At 37.8% G+C, this 17,266-nt stretch carries 16 protein-coding genes; 11 read left to right on the plus strand and 5 right to left on the minus strand.

Annotation, left to right across the window (positions count from 1 at the left end; translation table 11 throughout):
* Window positions 1–48 precede the first annotated feature (48 nt).
* The 4 genes from ACM40_RS15100 to ACM40_RS15115 all read right to left on the minus strand — a co-directional run bounded on the left by ACM40_RS15100 (window position 49) and on the right by ACM40_RS15115 (window position 4,850).
* A complete protein-coding gene (locus ACM40_RS15100) occupies window positions 49–2,247 on the minus strand; it encodes a DUF2339 domain-containing protein (RefSeq protein ID WP_048503567.1) in 2,199 nt (732 codons plus the stop codon).
* A 107-nt stretch (window positions 2,248–2,354) separates the two neighbouring features.
* The gene (locus ACM40_RS15105) at window positions 2,355–3,074 is read right to left on the minus strand and encodes a hypothetical protein (protein WP_048503568.1); all 720 of its coding nucleotides are present in this window, start codon (window positions 3,072–3,074) and stop codon (window positions 2,355–2,357) included.
* Window positions 3,075–3,438: 364 nt separating this feature from the next.
* Window positions 3,439–4,287 carry a prephenate dehydratase gene (gene pheA / locus ACM40_RS15110; protein ID WP_048503569.1) on the minus strand — a complete coding sequence of 283 codons (849 nt, stop codon included), beginning with the start codon at window positions 4,285–4,287 and terminating at the stop codon, window positions 3,439–3,441.
* Between the two features lie 152 nt (window positions 4,288–4,439).
* Complete coding sequence (locus ACM40_RS15115; RefSeq protein WP_048503570.1) at window positions 4,440–4,850, minus strand: acyl-CoA thioesterase; 411 nt, start codon at window positions 4,848–4,850, stop codon at window positions 4,440–4,442.
* 136 nt (window positions 4,851–4,986) lie between these two features.
* Here ACM40_RS15115 and dnaA point away from each other — a divergent pair, with 136 nt between their 5' ends.
* From dnaA to ACM40_RS15140, 5 genes are all read left to right on the plus strand, one after another.
* Entirely contained in the window at window positions 4,987–6,441 is a 1,455-nt protein-coding gene (gene dnaA / locus ACM40_RS15120) for a chromosomal replication initiator protein DnaA (RefSeq protein WP_048503571.1), read from the plus strand.
* Window positions 6,442–6,553: 112 nt separating this feature from the next.
* The gene (locus ACM40_RS15125) at window positions 6,554–7,003 is read left to right on the plus strand and encodes a low molecular weight protein-tyrosine-phosphatase (RefSeq protein WP_048503572.1); all 450 of its coding nucleotides are present in this window, start codon (window positions 6,554–6,556) and stop codon (window positions 7,001–7,003) included.
* Between the two features lies 1 nt (window position 7,004).
* Window positions 7,005–7,508, plus strand: a complete 504-nt coding sequence (locus tag ACM40_RS15130; RefSeq protein ID WP_048503791.1) for a nuclear transport factor 2 family protein — start codon at window positions 7,005–7,007, stop codon at window positions 7,506–7,508.
* Window position 7,509: 1 nt separating this feature from the next.
* On the plus strand, window positions 7,510–8,208 hold the full coding sequence (locus tag ACM40_RS15135; protein ID WP_048503573.1) for an SAM-dependent methyltransferase: 699 nt from the start codon (window positions 7,510–7,512) through the stop codon (window positions 8,206–8,208).
* Window positions 8,209–8,518: 310 nt separating this feature from the next.
* Window positions 8,519–8,896, plus strand: coding sequence for a hypothetical protein (locus ACM40_RS15140; protein WP_048503574.1), 378 nt, complete (start codon window positions 8,519–8,521; stop codon window positions 8,894–8,896).
* 68 nt (window positions 8,897–8,964) lie between these two features.
* On the opposite strand, the gene ACM40_RS15145 is transcribed toward ACM40_RS15140, so the two are convergent.
* The gene (locus ACM40_RS15145; protein ID WP_048503792.1) at window positions 8,965–9,855 is read right to left on the minus strand and encodes a DUF4349 domain-containing protein; all 891 of its coding nucleotides are present in this window, start codon (window positions 9,853–9,855) and stop codon (window positions 8,965–8,967) included.
* Between the two features lie 152 nt (window positions 9,856–10,007).
* Here ACM40_RS15145 and ACM40_RS15150 point away from each other — a divergent pair, with 152 nt between their 5' ends.
* From ACM40_RS15150 to ACM40_RS15175, 6 genes are all read left to right on the plus strand, one after another.
* Window positions 10,008–11,075: a DUF2891 domain-containing protein gene (locus ACM40_RS15150; protein WP_048503575.1), complete on the plus strand. Its 1,068-nt coding sequence runs from the start codon at window positions 10,008–10,010 to the stop codon at window positions 11,073–11,075.
* Window positions 11,076–11,114: 39 nt separating this feature from the next.
* The gene (locus tag ACM40_RS15155; protein WP_048503576.1) at window positions 11,115–11,960 is read left to right on the plus strand and encodes a helix-turn-helix domain-containing protein; all 846 of its coding nucleotides are present in this window, start codon (window positions 11,115–11,117) and stop codon (window positions 11,958–11,960) included.
* Between the two features lie 89 nt (window positions 11,961–12,049).
* Entirely contained in the window at window positions 12,050–13,360 is a 1,311-nt protein-coding gene (locus tag ACM40_RS15160) for a TolC family protein (RefSeq protein WP_048503577.1), read from the plus strand.
* Between the two features lie 23 nt (window positions 13,361–13,383).
* Entirely contained in the window at window positions 13,384–14,496 is a 1,113-nt protein-coding gene (locus ACM40_RS15165) for an HlyD family secretion protein (RefSeq protein WP_048503578.1), read from the plus strand.
* 191 nt (window positions 14,497–14,687) lie between these two features.
* Window positions 14,688–16,280 (plus strand): transporter, encoded by a 1,593-nt coding sequence (locus tag ACM40_RS15170; RefSeq protein ID WP_048503579.1) that lies wholly within the window; start codon window positions 14,688–14,690, stop codon window positions 16,278–16,280.
* Between the two features lie 124 nt (window positions 16,281–16,404).
* The gene (locus ACM40_RS15175) at window positions 16,405–17,217 is read left to right on the plus strand and encodes a siderophore-interacting protein (RefSeq protein ID WP_048503580.1); all 813 of its coding nucleotides are present in this window, start codon (window positions 16,405–16,407) and stop codon (window positions 17,215–17,217) included.
* Window positions 17,218–17,266 lie beyond the last annotated feature (49 nt).

Here is a 17,266-nt window from a genome sequence, read left to right on the forward strand (position 1 = left end):
ATATTAAAGTCTGTTTTCATTGAAAGGGCTTGCTAAATATGCCTGTTGTTAACCTTCTTTTTCTTCCTCCTTTTTATCAACCATATTTTTGATAATGTTTTTCAGTCTTTGAAAGGTGAAAGAACTTAATAATAAAATGATTCCCAGTATAATAAATGCTGTAATTCTTGAAATATTGTCCATTTGCCATACATCATAGCTGTAAAGTTTCAGGACCATGATTCCTATGAGGACAAAACCAATCCTGCTGTATTCCGGAATGTTCTTTTTTAAGCTCATGTATATAAAAATACTGGCCAGTACAGTCCATATGATCGGAAGATAAAGGATATTGAAATGTTCCTTCGCCTTGTAAATAAGGGACAGATCATTTACGGAGCTGAGAATGTAAGTATGATAGAATCCACAGCTTATGGCAATAACAAGCGTTACAGAAACCATCCAGTAAGAAATCCTGGTTTTGTAAAAATCTGAGCTGGAAGCTGTATTCCACAAAATATATACAAAAGGGATCCAGTGCAGAAGGTGGATCATATAAAAACCGGTCGTAAGTTTCTTCTGTAAAACTGCATTAACGACTGCTGAAGCCGCAAATGAAGCATTCAAAACAATCAGGATAAGAAGCAGATAGATAAGACCTGTTTGAATCATATTGCTGATATCCAGTTTTTTCCTGAATATCATCAGCATAAAGATGTAATAGATGCTGAACAGAAGACCAATACTTGTAATAGCCGGCCAGGGCATATCCGAAATATGATAAGTGATCTCCAGAAGAAGAGCAATATAGATAATACTGTAGCTTACAACGGCAAAAATATTTTCAAAAAAACTGTCCTCCTGTTTATGGGACTTATTGATCTTTTTTAACAGGAAAAGGTTAATGATCGTAGTCGTAACAGTGACAAGACTGGTTAAAAAGACGGGATTAAATACAATGCCCATGTGTTGTTTGTTCAGATATTCCGACCATGTTATAATCTGTGCAATGATGACAAGCGGAAACAGAACGTAAAAACATGTTTTGAAAATAGTATGGCCGCTTTTTTTCCAGATATAAAGGAGCAATGACGCTTCTATTGCCCAAACACTCGTAATGAGATGGCTCATGAACTGAAGGGCAACCGCTACTGTGATCAGGCTTATGGTAAGCGCTGCGAAAATAGAATAGCTGAATCCAAAACTCTTTTTACCGTATTCCCTTAAAAGGAGTACACCGTTAAGTGCTGCAAAAAGAAGCGGAAAAATAATGACCGGTTCATAGTTTAATGCCTTGAATATGTAAATTAACCCGATAATACTGGAAAAATTAATTAATATCAGCATCAAAGTCTCCCATGCTGAAAGTAGATCCTTTTTGAAATGATTCCGAAGAGCAAAAATGTAGAAAATAATATAGTTAATCATATAAAAGACAATGCACAGAAGCTCGGGCTGTTTTATAGTCCAGAAGAAAAGATAGATGCTGGTGAAGATATAAGACGTCCATCCCACGCTCTTCCAGTCCTTTAAAAATGTAGTGACGAGCATGCCTGTATTCAGGAGCGTAAGGTAGGTGAAAAGGAAAAGATAGTTACTCTCGCCGGTGCTGATCATCAGAGGAGCTGAAAACCCACCGAGTAAGGCAAAAATAATCAGAACCTCGCTTTTATAATAATGAGCAAGGACGATAGAAATTACAGTGATCAGAGTTGTGATAATAAAAGCAGTATTCTGGGTAAACAGATGGTATTCCCGGAATGCAATGGTGGTCGTAAAATAAAGCACGGCAATTCCTCCTCCGGTAATAATGGAGGCAAAAACAGCATAATTCTTCCTCAGAAAATGCCCAATCACCATAATTCCTGCTCCGACAGCTAAACCTATTCCTGCCCTTGCACTTTCTCCGATCCAGTTTTTATCAATTGCATATTTTACAAAATATCCGATTCCCAGAACCAGTGTGAAAATTCCGATAATGGTAAGGATGTTTTGTTTTAAAAAGTTAAAAACTGGTTCCAGCCAATCTTTTTCAGGCGGAGCAGGCGGTGTTGGTATAGGAGTAATAATGTCCTGCGGTTGATGGATTATATTGGCTTCTTCATTCGATGCAGGTTGGTAATGCGTTTCTGTATTTTGTTTTGGCTGATTGATTTTCAGATTCAGATCAAAAATCTCCTTTTCAAGCTTCCTGATCCTGTTATTAAGATGATTGAAGATAAAAAAGATGATAATTATGATTAATATCGTCATTAGCAGTCCGCTCATTCTTTAGTTTTTTATCAAATATAAACTAATTGTAACAGGATAAAAAATTAATCCACCACATATTCTGTGATGGATTAACCGTGCAGAGTGATTAAATTATATGAATCTTAGTTAGATATTTTATAGATATAGAATGAGGCAACACTAGCTCCAAGTAAGCCTACATCTAAAGCTGTTGAACCTGTAAGCCCAAAGGAAATTTTATCCCCGGCCTGGAAACTATAAACTGAGTTTAGGCTGGTTTCAGAAATCGTTAAACTCAATAAAATAAGGTTAGCTCCACTGAATGGACGGTTGTCTATTATTGTTGCTACACCGGCCCTTGTTCTTAAAATTCCCACGCCGGGCGAATTGGCAAGGATAGAGGCCTGTAGTCCGGTACCGTACTTAAAGCTAAATCCAATTGCATATACTCCTGCAGATGGAATGGTGTATGTATTATCAACGTCTGAGAATAAAGCTGCATTTCCTATTGATCTTTCAGTAGTAAGAAAATTGACTGCTCTGAATCCTGAAGGAAATAATCCTAAACTTAATAAGCTGATTCCTGAGGTTTTTTTGGCTGCATACACAGAAGCATTAGTACCTGCTGCAGTTGTGGCGGCATCAATAATAAGCTGAGGGTCTACTTTGGCAACCTGAAATGTTCCGTCATTAACCACCATAAGGGTATATCCGGGCAAAGCGGGTATCATTTGGGTATCCCTAACTTTTAAAGTTCCGTTCACATCCAATGTAGCGGATGGGGTAGCTGTGTTGATTCCGACTTGGGAAAATGCTGAAGCTGCAGATAGAGCTAGAAGCAAACTGTAAATTTTGGTTTTCATAAGTAAGTTTTTTAGTTAGTTTTCCTGATGAAGAATGCAAAAATCGTGCCTTCTATTATCATTTATTCAATTAAATATTTGTTATGATGTGAATTTTTTAGATATATTTTAAATATTAAATGTATATTATTTCGTAATATGGTTATGTGTTGTTATTTTAAAATTAATGTTGAGGTAAAAGTAAATATTTATTTTTATATATCTCCATTATATGAATTAATTTTTTTTAAAATTGTTTAAATTGTCACTTTTTGTGACAGTGTAGGCTGCTGATTTGGCAGAATTTAAATCTGTCAAGATGTCACTGATTTTAATAAAAAAACACTGCCGTAAAAGCAGTGTTAAATTCTTATATGTTATTTTTTTAACTTTCGAGAAGGAATTCTTTATAATTTCCAAGGAAATCCACTTCCGCATGAATCGATTTAAGCTCCAGAAGAGCGTTCCCGTGAAGTATCTCTTCCCATTTTCCAACGACGTTGATAAAGAAAAAGTAATTGCCAAGCCCGGTTTTCAAAGTCCGGGATTCAATTTTGCTGAGATTCATTTTTCTCCAGGCAAAAACGGAAAGCACCTGGTGAAGGCCGCCGGCATGATCCTCCGGAAGATTGATCAGCATACCGGATTTTTCGCCTAAAACTTCAAGATGTGTATTGTGATACTCAGATTGCTGTTTGGTAATAACGATAAAACGGGTATGATTCTGTTCAAAATCCTGAATATTTCTCTGGACAATTTTCAATCCGTATAAATTAGCGGCAAACTGGTTGGCTACGGCGGCTATCTTTAAATCCTTATTCTCAGAAACGTATTTTGCTGCAGCAGCCGTTGAAGAAAAATCCTGTCTCGTTATCTCCTTATAATGGCTGTCCAGAAAATGGAAGCTTTGAGCTAAGGCCTGTGGATGCGAATATATTTTTTCTATATCTTCCATATTGTTCTCAGGATGGATCATCAGATGATGGGCAATCGGCATTACCCCTTCCGCTTCAATTTTGATAGAAGGAGTTTTATACAGATAGTCCAGCGTCATAGAAACCGTGCCTTCAATAGAGTTTTCCAAAGGTACAACTGCTTTTTCAGCTTCTCCGCTATTTACAGCGTTAAAACAGTCCAGAATATTGGCCTGTGGTAAAAGTTCTTCTCCGGGAAAAAGCTGTGTGGCGGCAAGCTGTGTAAAGCTGGCATGAGGTCCCAAAAATGCAATCTTCATAAGTGATGTATTAAAACGTAGATTATTGAATTTATATTTAGAGGTGCAAAGATGCAAATTAGTTTAAAAATAACCACCTCCTTCATTGATTATATACAGTATCTATCGGCAGCCTGATGGTCTGTAATCTGCTACCTATAATCTGCCACGTGTTAATCGTTCCAGTTTTCTTCAATAAGCTTCATCAGAAAATCCGGACATCTTATAATTTTGCTGGTTTTCGCATCCAGAAAGAAAAGGGTAGTGGAGGCTTCCGTGATCTTTATCTTTTCTTCATTGAAGATTTCATATTCAAATTCAATTCTTACACCCGGTAATTTTTTTACATAGGTATGGATTTCCAGATTCTGATCATACAGAGCGGGGCGGATGTATTTAATTTTATAATCCGAAACGGGAAGCCAAATTCCTTGGTTTTCAATTTCATCGTATGATATTCCTATGCTTCTGAAGAGTTCCACTCTGCCAATTTCGAAGTATTGTGCATAGTTTCCGTAGTACACATATTTCATAGGGTCTGTTTCTCCGTAACGTACTCTTATTGAGTGAGTTGTGTGTATCATTTTTAGTCCTTATTTACGCATACAAATATATTTTTAAATAATCAATACCTGCAATATTTTTTTTTAAAAAGAAAAAATTGGACCTTTGTCTTCCTTCTAAAAAAAGTACTAACAAAGATTTAATCGGGGCATAAATATGGATGAAAATTTAATGATGATATGGCAGAAATGCCTTCAGTTTATGCGGGATAATTTGAACGCGGCTGAGGACAATTCTGATCTTAAGAAGCTTGAAAAATCCTTCGACATGCTATTCGATAAGGTACAGCCACTTTCGTTGGTTGCCAATAACCTTACGCTTATAGTGCCGAGCGATTTCTACAAGGAATATATTGAGGATAATTACCTGTCCCTGCTTTCTGCTGCCCTGAAGAAAAATCTTGGAAAAGGAGTGAAATTATGGTACTCAGTTATGGAAAACAGGCCAACCGGTGAGGAGAAGCCAGTGACCATGAATATGAAGGGGAAAAGCGTTCCCACCCCAAAAATGCAGGAAACAATGCCACAGGGATTCTCTGCCAATATTGTAAACCCTTTTGTGGTTCCGGGAATAAGAAAAGTAAACATTGATTCTAACCTGAAATCTGATTATTCATTTGATAATTATATAGAAGGAGAAAGTAATAAATTTGCTGCCACGGTAGCAAGATCAATAGCCAAGAGACCGGGAGCAACCGCCTTCAATCCATTATTCCTTCACGGAGGGTATGGAGTGGGAAAGACTCACTTGGGGCAGGCTGTAGGACTTGAAGTAAAAAATCAGTTTCCGGATAAAGTGGTTCTTTATCTTTCATCTGAAAAATTCATTCAGCAGTTTATCTCTGCAGCGAAAGCGCATAAGCAGACAGAATTTGCCAATTTCTACCAAATGGTGGATGTTTTAATCATTGATGATATTCAGTTCCTGTCCGGTAAATCTGCCACACAGGACAGCTTCTTCCACATCTTTGATCATCTTCACCAGAACGGAAAGCAGATTATCCTTACTTCGGATAAGGCTCCTGCAGACATCATGGATATTCAGGAAAGAATCGTTTCCCGTTTCAAATGGGGACTTTCTGCCGAAATCAAATCTCCGGATCTTTCCACAAGAAGGCAGATTATTGTAGACAAATTAAGCAGAGACGGAATCGTTCTTCCGGGAGATATGCTTGATTTCCTTGCGGCGGAAGCAAAAACCAATGTAAGAGAACTTATCGGGGTAATCAACTCTGTAATTGCTTACTCTACCGTTTATAGAAAAGACTTAAGTCTTGAATTACTGAAAGATACGATCAATAAGATTGCTGCCAACCAGAAGAAAGTGATCAATATTCCTTACATTCAGGAAGTGGTATGCGATTATTTCGGAATCAAAAAAGAGCAGCTTCTTTCTAAAACAAGGAAAAGAGAAATTGCCCTTCCCAGACAGTTGGCCATGTATTTCTCAAAAGAGCTTACCAATGCAACCTTTACAAAGATTGGTGAAGAAATGGGCGGGAAAGACCATTCAACGGTAATGTATGCTTGTGATACTATTAAAGACGTATCGAAAATTGACAAAGAAGTCAAGAAGTACGTTAAAGATCTTGCAGAGAGAATCAAGAAATAGAAATAATTTAATCTGAATAAATTGAAATGAAGAATAGCTGTATTCTTCATTTTTTATTTAGTTTTGTTGTTAATAACAGAATCTTTTAATAATTAAAATCATTTAATCTTTTATGAAAATACTGATGGTCTGTCTGGGAAATATTTGCAGAAGCCCTTTGGCAGAAGGCATTATGAAGACAAAGCTTCCTGCAGGTTTTTTTGTGGATTCTGTTGGGACCATCTCTATGCATGAAGGTGAACATCCCGATAAACGGGCAATAAAAACTGCGGCTAACCATCATATTGATATTTCCAGGCAAAAATCCAGACCCATTACAAAGAAGGATCTTGAAACCTTTGATAAAATCTACTGCATGGATATTGACGTGTATGAAGGTGTGATTTCAAAGGCGGAAAATGAGGAACAGCGCCAGAAGATATCGTTATTTCTTGAGGCTTTAGGCGATCACAAAAATGCTGAAGTTCCCGATCCGTATTGGGGAGATATGAAGGATTTTGAAGATGTTTTTCAATTGCTGGATAAAGGTTGCGATGCTATTAAAGACCAAATTCTATCATAATATGAAAACATTGATTCTTGCACTCCTCCTGAGCTTCAATTTTTCTTTCGGCCAAACTCAGGATGAAACTGAAATCCGGAAAGTAATGGATGAATTTATGCAGTGTATCAAAACCAGGGATGAAGCCAAATTTGTATCTTTATTTCAGGATCCTGTGCTTTGGACCGGAATTTATAAAGATAGAACCCAGGCCAAACGTCTGGAAAAAAATCCTAAATCGGAATACTATTTTACAGATGATTATAAAGCCTTTATCAAAAGCTTTAAGGATAATAAATCTGAAGAAAAATTCGACAATATCAAAATCATCGAAGACGGAGCTGTAGCCTCTGCCAATTTTGACTACAGTTTTTGGTATGACGGGAAAATGGAAAATTGGGGTAAAGAAATCTGGACTCTGATGAAAATCCATGGAAAATGGAAAATTACTTCAGTTACTTTTTCTATGGACCTCAATGAATATTTCCCTCAGCCTTCATTAAAAGAAAGAACTAAAAAACAATAAAATGCTTTTTTTACTCCCAGCCTATTTATCAGAAAATACTTCTATCAATCACTTTTCGCCTGTTCTGAAAGATTATATCATGCAGACTGACTATTTTTTTGTTGAAAATGAAAAAACAGCCAGGAAAGTTATTAAATTCTTTGCTCCTGAAAAGAAACAGGCTGATCTGAAATTATTTTTATTAGACAAATACACGGAAAACGCTGATATTAAAGAAGCTCAGAACCTGATGATGCAGGGACAGGATTTCGGTCTTCTTTCTGAAGCAGGACTTCCATGCATTGCAGATCCCGGAAACCTGATTGTAAAATGGTGCCATGAGAAAAATATCAGAGTGGTTCCTGTTTCGGGGCCGTCATCCATCATTCTTGCCCTGATATCAAGTGGCTTTAATGGTCAGGAATTCACTTTTCATGGGTATTTGCCAATAGATAAAGGCGAAAAAAAGAAACAGATCCAGCGTTTGGAAAGCCTGGTGCAGCAAACCGGTTATTCCCAGATTTTCATGGAAACTCCATACAGAAACAATCCGCTTTTTGAAGATCTTACTAAATTCCTTTCTCCCAATACAAAACTTTGTATTGCAGCCAATATCAACGATCCGGAGCATGAATTTATCCAGACAAAAACCATTAATGACTGGAAGAAAGCAAAGCCTGAGCTTCACAAAATTCCCGCTGTTTTCGTACTGGGAAAATAGTACTTCTTGTCTTGCGAACCGTAGGTGAAGAAATCTTTATACTACAAATTGGATATGTAGTGTAGTATTGCTGATTCTTTTTTTTGTGCCCGCAGATTTTGCAGATTGCGCAGATGTTTGCGTTATAATTTATTTAAGATATAAGAGTATTATTGAGCTTGTTTTAGCCATAAACATCTGCGTAATCTGCGAGATTTATAAAAATAAACTATTAACCTAGAACTTTCACCTGAAAAACATTTAACAGCCCTTAACGTTCCCTTTGCACCATTCTTGTTTTATACTGATCATAACACAAAAAAAATAAATTATGTCAGACAAAAAATTAGCAGGAATCTGGATCGATTCAGAAAAAGCAGTTGTAGTAAAGAATCACGATGCTCAGAATGCATTCAAATTTTTCCTTTGTAGCCCTGTAAAAGCAGAAATACAGCATGGAAACTCAAGTGAAAATGCAGCCAACAATGCCGAACGTACCAATAAAGTGAAATTCTTCAAAGAAGTGGAGCATCTTCTTACCAACTCCCAGGAAGTGTATATTACAGGCCCTGGAACCATTCAGGAAGAGCTTAAAAACTATCTTCATGATACAGCTCAATTCAAAAACCTTAAAATAACGTTGGATACAGCACAGAAAATGTCGGACGAGCAGGTTCTTGAAACAGTTAAAGAATATTTCAATGCTTAAATTATTGATAATGCAGTAAAAATCCGGATACCAACAGTATCCGGATTTTTATTATGGTAAAAGCAGACCTATTTTTTTATTCTGCTTGTTTTTCGTTTTCTCCACAAAAAGATAATAATAGGAATGATCAGTAGGAACGGCCAGAATGAAATAATTCCTAATAAAAAGGTCACAAAACTGTTCCATCCTTCAGTTACAGAATCTGCAAATCGGCTTCCGAAACCAATTTTTGAAGTAGCTGAGCTTCTTACTTTTTCTTTGTATAAACTCAAGTTAAGCGTGCTGTAATTCACCCGGTCATCTATGAATCTTAATCTTCCTTCAGCAACGTCAATTTCGTCTTCCAGTTCGCGGATTTTTTCCTGAATTTCAATCATATCTTTTGTGGTAGAAGCACTTCTCAACATATCACGGTACTTTTCAAGATAGATCCTTTTATTGGCAAGTTTAATAGAAACATCGGTATATTCTTCAGTAACATCATCAGATGAAATATTTTTGGACAGTACAGAGCCTACTCCATCAGAAAACGAATTCACCAACGCATCAAAGTTTTTATGCGGAACCCGGATGACAAGATCCAGATTATCATCCATGTCAGTGTTTTGGAATTGCTCAGTTTGAATATAAGCATTATTCTTATTCAGAATATCTCTCACCTGATTCTGGGCTTTTTTTATGTCTCCCACCTGGATTTTCATATTACCATTTTTAATAATCTTTTTGGAGATAGTGTCAGCTTTTTTAGGGGCTACAGAAGCTTGGGCAGATTTATTTACTGTTTCTGATTTTTCAGAAATGGAGCTGGAAGGAGCCATTTGATAAACTTCTTTTGAGGATGGAGGAGCTTTTACATCATATTCAGCAACAGCCGGAGAAGCGTTTACAGCTTCCAGCTCAGATTTCTTACATCCGGACATTAAAAGGATTATAAATAAAGGAAGAAATAATTTTCTCATGGTATTTTTTTTAATGAACATTATCAAAAATTATGCTTAAATGTTTATTTTGTTTCAAATTCATAATATTTTCATAAAATTGATTAAGATTAATTATTATTCAATAGTTTAAAAAACAAACTAAAATCTAAATTATTTTTTATTTTTAATGAATGAAAAAAAGTCTTTTAGCAATTGTGTTTTCTCCATTTCTGATCTACGCACAGGAAGTCCCTAAACTGACCGATGAGATGGCAGTTAAATTATTGGAAAAACCACTTCATTGCATCAATCAGGAATATCCCAATAAAACGGCACACATCATCAACAACGCAGGAGAAGTTACTTTAACTCCAAAAGATCTGCACCCAAGCTTTTATGGCTGTTTCGACTGGCACAGTTCCGTTCACGGTCACTGGATGCTGGTAAGACTGCTGAAAACGAAACCGGATCTGGCCAATGCAAAAGACCTTGAAAAGATTCTTGACAACTCATTAAGCAAAGAAAATTTACAGGCTGAAGCTGACTATTTTAATAAATATGAACTGACAGCCACTTTTGAAAGAACATATGGGTGGGCCTGGCTCTTAAAACTTGACGAAGAACTGACTACCTGGAATCATCCGAAAGCTAAAATCTGGCATGAGAATTTAAAACCTCTTACCGCTCAGATCTTAAAATCATGGAAAGCTTACCTTCCGAAGCAAACCTACCCGAACAGAACCGGCGTTCATCCGAATACTGCATTTGGGCTGGCTTTCGCGATTGATTGGGCGGTTGCCAATAATGACAAAGAATTTGAGATCCAGCTGAAAGAAAAAGCAAAATACTTTTATGGAAAAGATCAGAAAACCCCGGCCTACCTGGAACCTGATGGAACGGATTTCTTCTCGCCAAGCCTTGAAATTGCCGATCTGATGAGAAGAGTGCTTCCCCAAAAGGAATTCGTGCTTTGGCTGAACAGTTTCTATGAAAAAAGAAGCCTGGAGAATATTGAAAAAATCCCTGTAGTAAGTGATCTTAGCGACTATCAAACCGTTCACCTTGTAGGATTGTCCTTTTCCAAAGCATGGTGCATGAAAGGCATATCAAAAGCACTTCCAAATGAGCATCCTTTAAAGAAAGAATTTAAGAAAACTGCTGATGTATTCTTGGCCAACGGACTTCCTCTTTTATTTCAGGGGAATTATGGTGGAGATCACTGGCTGGCAAGCTTTGCCGTTTATTCCCTGGAAGATTAAAACGTTGTAATCACGGAATATAATGGTTACATTTGTCTTATGTCAGCCTTAGAAAAATTCGGTGTTGAGATTTTTACCCAGCACAATATTTTCGAGAGAATTTCTGCGGATAAACCTTTCCGTCCGGATAATCCTGCTTTTATTTTTATTAAATCGGGGAGTATAAAGCTCCGCCAGCATTTCAGCGATCTGGAGCTTTCCGCTAATATGTTTATGGTTACCGATCCGCAGACGATTTATGAAATGGTTTCCGTAAGCGGCGATTTCCAGTCCAGGATGGTTTCTTACAAAAGAGACTTTATTTCTGCATTATCTTTGAAGTTCAACAGACTCATTACCTACCGTTATTTCCGCCAGCAGATGAATAAAGGCGTTCCTTTTCCTGAAAATGAAATGGAGGTGGTCTGGAAAAGCGTGAACTTTTTGAAATATATTCTTGATTCAGATACAGAAATGCTATATAAAAAAGAAATGGTGGAGCATCTTTTCTCTGTTTTCTGCTATCAGATGGCAGGAATTATTTCTAAAGAAGATACTAATTCCATGAACCAGATGTCCAGGCAGGAAGAAATTGTTTTTGTATTTCTTACAGATCTCGCAGAGCATCATCTCACAGAAAGAACCGTTGAGTTCTATGCCGAACGGCAATCCATTACAACCAGACATCTTTCCTCAGTCGTGAAATCCATTACCGGAAAATCGGCCAGCCAGATTATAGCCTTAATTGTAATGAATGAAGCAAAAGTGCTTTTAAACTCTTCCAATAAACCCGTTTCGGAGATTTCTTCCATTCTTGGCTTTAGTGATCAATACGCATTTTCCCACTTTTTCAAAAAACATCTTGAAATAAGCCCCAGACAGTACAGACATCAGTTCGAAAACTAAAATATTACATTTGAACATCTTTTTCCAAAATTCAAACATTTGATTGACTTTTTTGCTGCCGTAACTTTGCCTTCGTAAAACAAGGTAAAATGATAAATAATATAAAAACAGTACTGTCACTTGTGATAGGTGTATTCCCTGCGCTGTTTTTTTCTCAGCAGATCAAAGAGATGACTGCAGGTGAAGCCGCAGATTTGGCGGTGAAAAACCACCAGCAGCTAAAAGTGGCTGCGCAGAATATTGACATCGCAAAACAAAATACCAACATTGCAAAACTTCAAAAGCTTCCCAATATTACAGCTTCTACAAGCCAGTTTTATTTAGGGAATGCTGTGGCGATTGATAAAGATTTTTCGAATTCAACCAATATCCCGATGCCTCACTACGGAAGCTCGTATGCTGTACAGGCAACCCAGCTGATTTTCAAAGGAGGTCTGGTGAATAAATCCATCGAGATGGCCGGACTTCGGGAGCAGCTTTCTGAGCTGGATCTGGAAAAAAACAAGCAGGATGTAAAATTCCTTGTGATTTCCAATTATCTGGATGTCTATAAAATATTCAATCAGGAAACCGTTTTTCAGAATAATAAAAAACTGGCTCAGGAACGTCTGAAAAATGTTCAGAAGTTTTATCAGCAGGGGATGGTGACCCGTAATGAGGTTATCCGGGGAGAACTGGCCATTAAAAATCTTGATCAGGGAATCCTGACCCTGGCGAATAATAAAAAAATCCTTAATTACAATTTAAATATTGCTTTGGGGCTTCCTTCGGGGACAAAAATTATTCCTGTTGAAAGCTTAGAGAATAAAGAATCGGGAATAGGAATGGATTACTATATGGATCTTGCTCATAACAGCAATCCACAGTTGAAATCGGCAAAGAAAAACATTGATGTAGCTGATAAAAATATAGAAATCATTAAAACGGATCAGTTACCGACACTTTCCGGGTTTGGAGGGTATAATTTGCAGCGCCCCATTACAACAAGAAATCCGGTTCTGGATATGTATTCCGGAGGCTGGCAGGCAGGTGTTTCTTTGAGTTATAATATTGATAATTTATACAAGACAAAAGAGAAAGTAAAGCTTGGTGAATTGCAAAAAACGCAGGCAGGAGATGCCGTAACCTTGATACAGCAGAACGTGGATATGGCAGTGAATGCAGCTTATGTAAAATACCAGGAATCTATCCAGCAGGCAGACATTCTGAATGATTCAAAAAGGCTGGCAGAGGAAAACTACAAGATCACGGAAGCTAAATATTTAAACCAATTGGCCGTACAGGCTGAAATGATTGATGCACAGAACCAGAAGCTTCAGGCTGAGCTGGATTTTGCCAACGCGGAAATCAATGTGCTCTATCAATACTATAACCTGTTGAAAGCTGCAGGAACACTTTAATTTTAAAACTGAAAATCAAGATAATGGAAAACAAGGAACAAACCACTCAAAATACTCAGGCCGCTCCCGCACAGTCAGGAGCAGCAGTGAAAAAGAAACAGAACAAAAAAAATAAGATCAGAGCTATCATTTCTAATATTGTGGTATTTCTGCTGATAGGATTCGGGCTTTTCTGGCTGGTCCGCGAATATTTTCACATAGGGGACAAAACCTATACGGAAGCAGCCCAGGTGGAGGAATTCATCAACCCGATCAATACAAGGGTTTCAGCTTATATTAAAGAGATAAAATTCATCGAGCACCAGCAGGTTAAAAAAGGAGATACACTGGTTATTCTGGACAAAAATGAATTATTAACCCAATTGGGCCAGGCGGAAGCTGCTTATCAGAATGCTTTGGCTCAGAGATCGGCAACAAGCTCATCCGTCAATACAGTTTCCAATAATGTAAGTGTGATGGAATCCAATATCGCAGGAGCAAAAGCAAGATTATGGAATGCCGAGCAGAATTTAACCCGGTATAAAAACCTTCTGGCCGCAGAAGCTGTTACCAGACAGCAGTACGATCAGATCAAAACCGAATATGATGCGCAGAAAGCGGCATACGAGACGCTGATCAACCAAAAGCAGTCGGCCAACCTTTCTACGACTGAAGTTAAAAGTAAATTGGGAATCAATGATGCAGAGATCAAAAGGACGAAAGCAGCATTGGATATGGCAAAGATCAATCTTTCTTATACAGTCATTACAGCTCCGTATGACGGAATTATGGGCCGTAGAACAATCTCTGAAGGGCAGCTGATCCAACCGGGACAGCAGGTAGCAACAATTGTTCTGAACGGGCAGAAATGGGTAACGGCTAACTTTCTGGAAAGCCAGATGCCGAATATTAAAATAGGAGAGAAAATAACAATGACTGCCGATGCTTTAGGCGGAAAGAAATTTGAAGGAGTGGTAACTGCAATTTCCGCTGCAACGGGTTCGAAATATTCCAGTGTTCCTACAGATAATTCCACCGGTAATTTTATCAAAGTTCAGCAGAGAATTCCTGTAAGAATAGAATTCAGTGCTTCCAACAGAAAAGAAGACCTGGATAAGCTGAGCGCGGGAATGAATATGAATGTGAATATTAATTAGGATTGAAGATTTTAGAAGGGAAGCCGGTAGTCAGAAGATGGAAGTTAATAGAGAAGAAAAAACGTCCGGCCTTTCTCTAAGTTTATGATCTTTCAAATAGCATATCATTACTTATTTGGAATATAGAAGTATACTGAAAAAGAGAGACTTCCATCTTCTAGCTTCCATCCTCTAACTTAATATCTAATAAAATGTACAACAAAGGATTATATCATGATTGGGTGCCCAAACCCGTGCAGCTGCTGCTCATTGTGCTGTTACTGGCTGTAGTGATGCCGCTTGGTGGAGTGTATACCGGAAATATCAGTTATCTGGTAAGTGGTACCGGAGCCATGACGGAATATTTTATGTGGGCTAATTACGCTACCACTATAGGAATGGGAGCCTGTATGCCCATTGTTCTCAGATTGAAGATGAGATTCAAGGTAAGGGACAAAATGACAGTTTTGCTGGTGCTTTTAGGGTTGCTTAGCTATATTAACGGTACTACAATGCAGCCTATGATCTTCGTATTCACTGCTCTGTTTATAGGCTTTCTAAAAATGATGGTGACCATTGAGCTGTTTCTTCCGTTAATGGCGATGATCGGAAACAGAGGAATGTTTTACGGGCTGTTCTATACCTTTGTTTTGGTGATGAACCAGGTGGCAGCCTATTATGCAGTGGTAGTTTCCATTAATTACAACTGGCAGCATTTTTACATTATTGCCGCCGTATTATGTTTTATACTCGCTTTGATCCACTGGATCTTTATGCACGATAAATATTTTGCCTTAAAAGTTCCGTTACATTATATCGATTGGATGAGTATTATACTTTTCGTTTCGACGTTTATGTTTTCTGCTTATGTTTTTTCATTCGGGAAACAGCAGGATTGGTGGAATTCAAAGAATATACTGAATGCGAGTATTGCTGCTTTTGTAAGCTTTGCTTTGCTGGTGGTCCGCCAGTTTACTTTAAAAAGACCTTATCTGTCCTTCAAAATATTTAAGCAAAATAACGTACAGCATGGTCTTTTTATGCTGTTGTGGCTGGGAATGTTCTTGGGAACAACCTCGATTCAGAATACTTTTGCGGTAGGAGTGCTGGGATATGACCAAAAAACGAATGCCGGTTTGAGTATACTGATGATTCCCGGGATTATTCTGGCAGGAGCTGTTGCTGTATTTTGGTTTAAGAGAGAAATACCATTGAAAATGTTTATTTTTTCAGGATTCTCGGCGATGATGGGATATGCGATCATCATGTATTTTTCCATGGTTTTGGAATTCAATTATGAGAACTGGTACCTGCCGATGTTTTTAAAAGGATATGGAATGTGTTCACTCTTCATTTCGGTATGGTTCTATACCCTCGATAAGCTTGAAATGGATGATATGCTGGCAGCAATCGGGCTGGTGCTGGTATGGAGAACGTTTCTGGCAGTAGGTTTTTTCTCTGCATTATATTCGTGGTTCCAGTACCGTTTCCAGGTAACGGCTGTGGGAGATCTTGCAGTTTATATTGATGGAATGACGGTTACCCCTCAAACTTTGGCAGCCAATATGAAAACACTTCAGTTGAATGCCATTATTGTATCTGGTAAAAAGATTTTTGGATATATTATTTTAGCAGGCTTTGGGGTGTTGCTGTATATCATTACCCATCATTTCGGAAGAGAAAGATTTCATTATTTAAGATTTATCAGGGTTCTTAGCGGTAAGTCTGTTATCGCAAGAAGAAGGCTTCGGGAAAGAAAAAAACTATTAGAAGAAATAAAAGACGCAGCAGGACCTGCGGTTTAAAGATACCTTGTTTTTCACTGGTAAAGCTCTGCTATATTTTTATAGTGGGGCTTTACTTTTTTTAATGTTATTGTTTTTATTTAGACAAAATAAAATTAAATTTGTAAGAATTAAATTAAAATAGATGTCAAGGATTTCAACAGGCCGGATTGTAGCCGAAATGATAAGAAAAGAATATATTACTGACCATTATATCAGGGTATATCTATATTCACCGGAAGCTCATTTGTTTAAAAATACCACTGTTGGTGATAATAATAAAATTGCCATTCCTCCAACAGATTTAGATGAGGTTCATTTTCCTACCCTGGATGAAAACCGGCAATGGGTTTATCCGCCAAAGGAAATAGCTCCGTCAGTAAGAACTTATACCCACAGGGGAATTGATCCTGAGAAAAATATACTGATCATTGATTTTGTAGACCATGGAGATGGCGGTCCTGCATCAAAATGGGCAAGAACATCTGAAGCGGGTGCTAAATTAGGCATCATGATGCGGACAGAACCCAAGGAATTATACCCGGAAGCTGAATGGTACCTCTTTGCCGGGGATGCTACAGCAATTCCTGTTCTGGGAGCTATGCTGGAAACACTTCCTGAGACTGCAAAAGGAGTCTGCATTATCGAAGTTCACGGAAAAGAAGATGAACAAATCCTTAAAACCAAAGCTGATATTGAATTCATATGGCTCCATAATGCAACACCCCATATCAGCAGTGAATTGGCTGATACGGTAAAAAGGATTGCTATCCCGGAGACTACTAAATTCGGTTATATTGCAGCAGAGTTTTCAAGCGTTAAAGAAATCCGCACCTATCTCAGAAAAGAAAAAAACTGGACCGCAAAAGAACTGAATGCCTATTCCTACTGGAAAGCCGGTGTGGCAGAAAACGAATCGGAAAAGGATAGGCATAAGGAGAAGGATTCGATGGGGTAGAGGGTTTTGAGTTTCGTGTTTCAGGTTTCAGGTTTCAGGTTTCGGGTTT

This window comes from Chryseobacterium sp. BLS98 (assembly GCF_001045445.1).
Classification (GTDB): Bacteria; Bacteroidota; Bacteroidia; order Flavobacteriales; family Weeksellaceae; genus Chryseobacterium.

Coding starts and splice junctions, on each gene's coding strand:
- ACM40_RS15100 (WP_048503567.1), bottom strand. CDS start 2,247: ATGAGCGGACTGCTAATGACGATATTAATCATAATTATCATCTTTTTT.
- ACM40_RS15105 (WP_048503568.1), bottom strand. CDS start 3,074: ATGAAAACCAAAATTTACAGTTTGCTTCTAGCTCTATCTGCAGCTTCA.
- pheA (WP_048503569.1), bottom strand. CDS start 4,287: ATGAAGATTGCATTTTTGGGACCTCATGCCAGCTTTACACAGCTTGCC.
- ACM40_RS15115 (WP_048503570.1), bottom strand. CDS start 4,850: ATGATACACACAACTCACTCAATAAGAGTACGTTACGGAGAAACAGAC.
- dnaA (WP_048503571.1), top strand. CDS start 4,987: ATGGATGAAAATTTAATGATGATATGGCAGAAATGCCTTCAGTTTATG.
- ACM40_RS15125 (WP_048503572.1), top strand. CDS start 6,554: ATGAAAATACTGATGGTCTGTCTGGGAAATATTTGCAGAAGCCCTTTG.
- ACM40_RS15130 (WP_048503791.1), top strand. CDS start 7,005: ATGAAAACATTGATTCTTGCACTCCTCCTGAGCTTCAATTTTTCTTTC.
- ACM40_RS15135 (WP_048503573.1), top strand. CDS start 7,510: ATGCTTTTTTTACTCCCAGCCTATTTATCAGAAAATACTTCTATCAAT.
- ACM40_RS15140 (WP_048503574.1), top strand. CDS start 8,519: ATGTCAGACAAAAAATTAGCAGGAATCTGGATCGATTCAGAAAAAGCA.
- ACM40_RS15145 (WP_048503792.1), bottom strand. CDS start 9,855: ATGAGAAAATTATTTCTTCCTTTATTTATAATCCTTTTAATGTCCGGA.
- ACM40_RS15150 (WP_048503575.1), top strand. CDS start 10,008: ATGAAAAAAAGTCTTTTAGCAATTGTGTTTTCTCCATTTCTGATCTAC.
- ACM40_RS15155 (WP_048503576.1), top strand. CDS start 11,115: ATGTCAGCCTTAGAAAAATTCGGTGTTGAGATTTTTACCCAGCACAAT.
- ACM40_RS15160 (WP_048503577.1), top strand. CDS start 12,050: ATGATAAATAATATAAAAACAGTACTGTCACTTGTGATAGGTGTATTC.
- ACM40_RS15165 (WP_048503578.1), top strand. CDS start 13,384: ATGGAAAACAAGGAACAAACCACTCAAAATACTCAGGCCGCTCCCGCA.
- ACM40_RS15170 (WP_048503579.1), top strand. CDS start 14,688: ATGTACAACAAAGGATTATATCATGATTGGGTGCCCAAACCCGTGCAG.
- ACM40_RS15175 (WP_048503580.1), top strand. CDS start 16,405: ATGTCAAGGATTTCAACAGGCCGGATTGTAGCCGAAATGATAAGAAAA.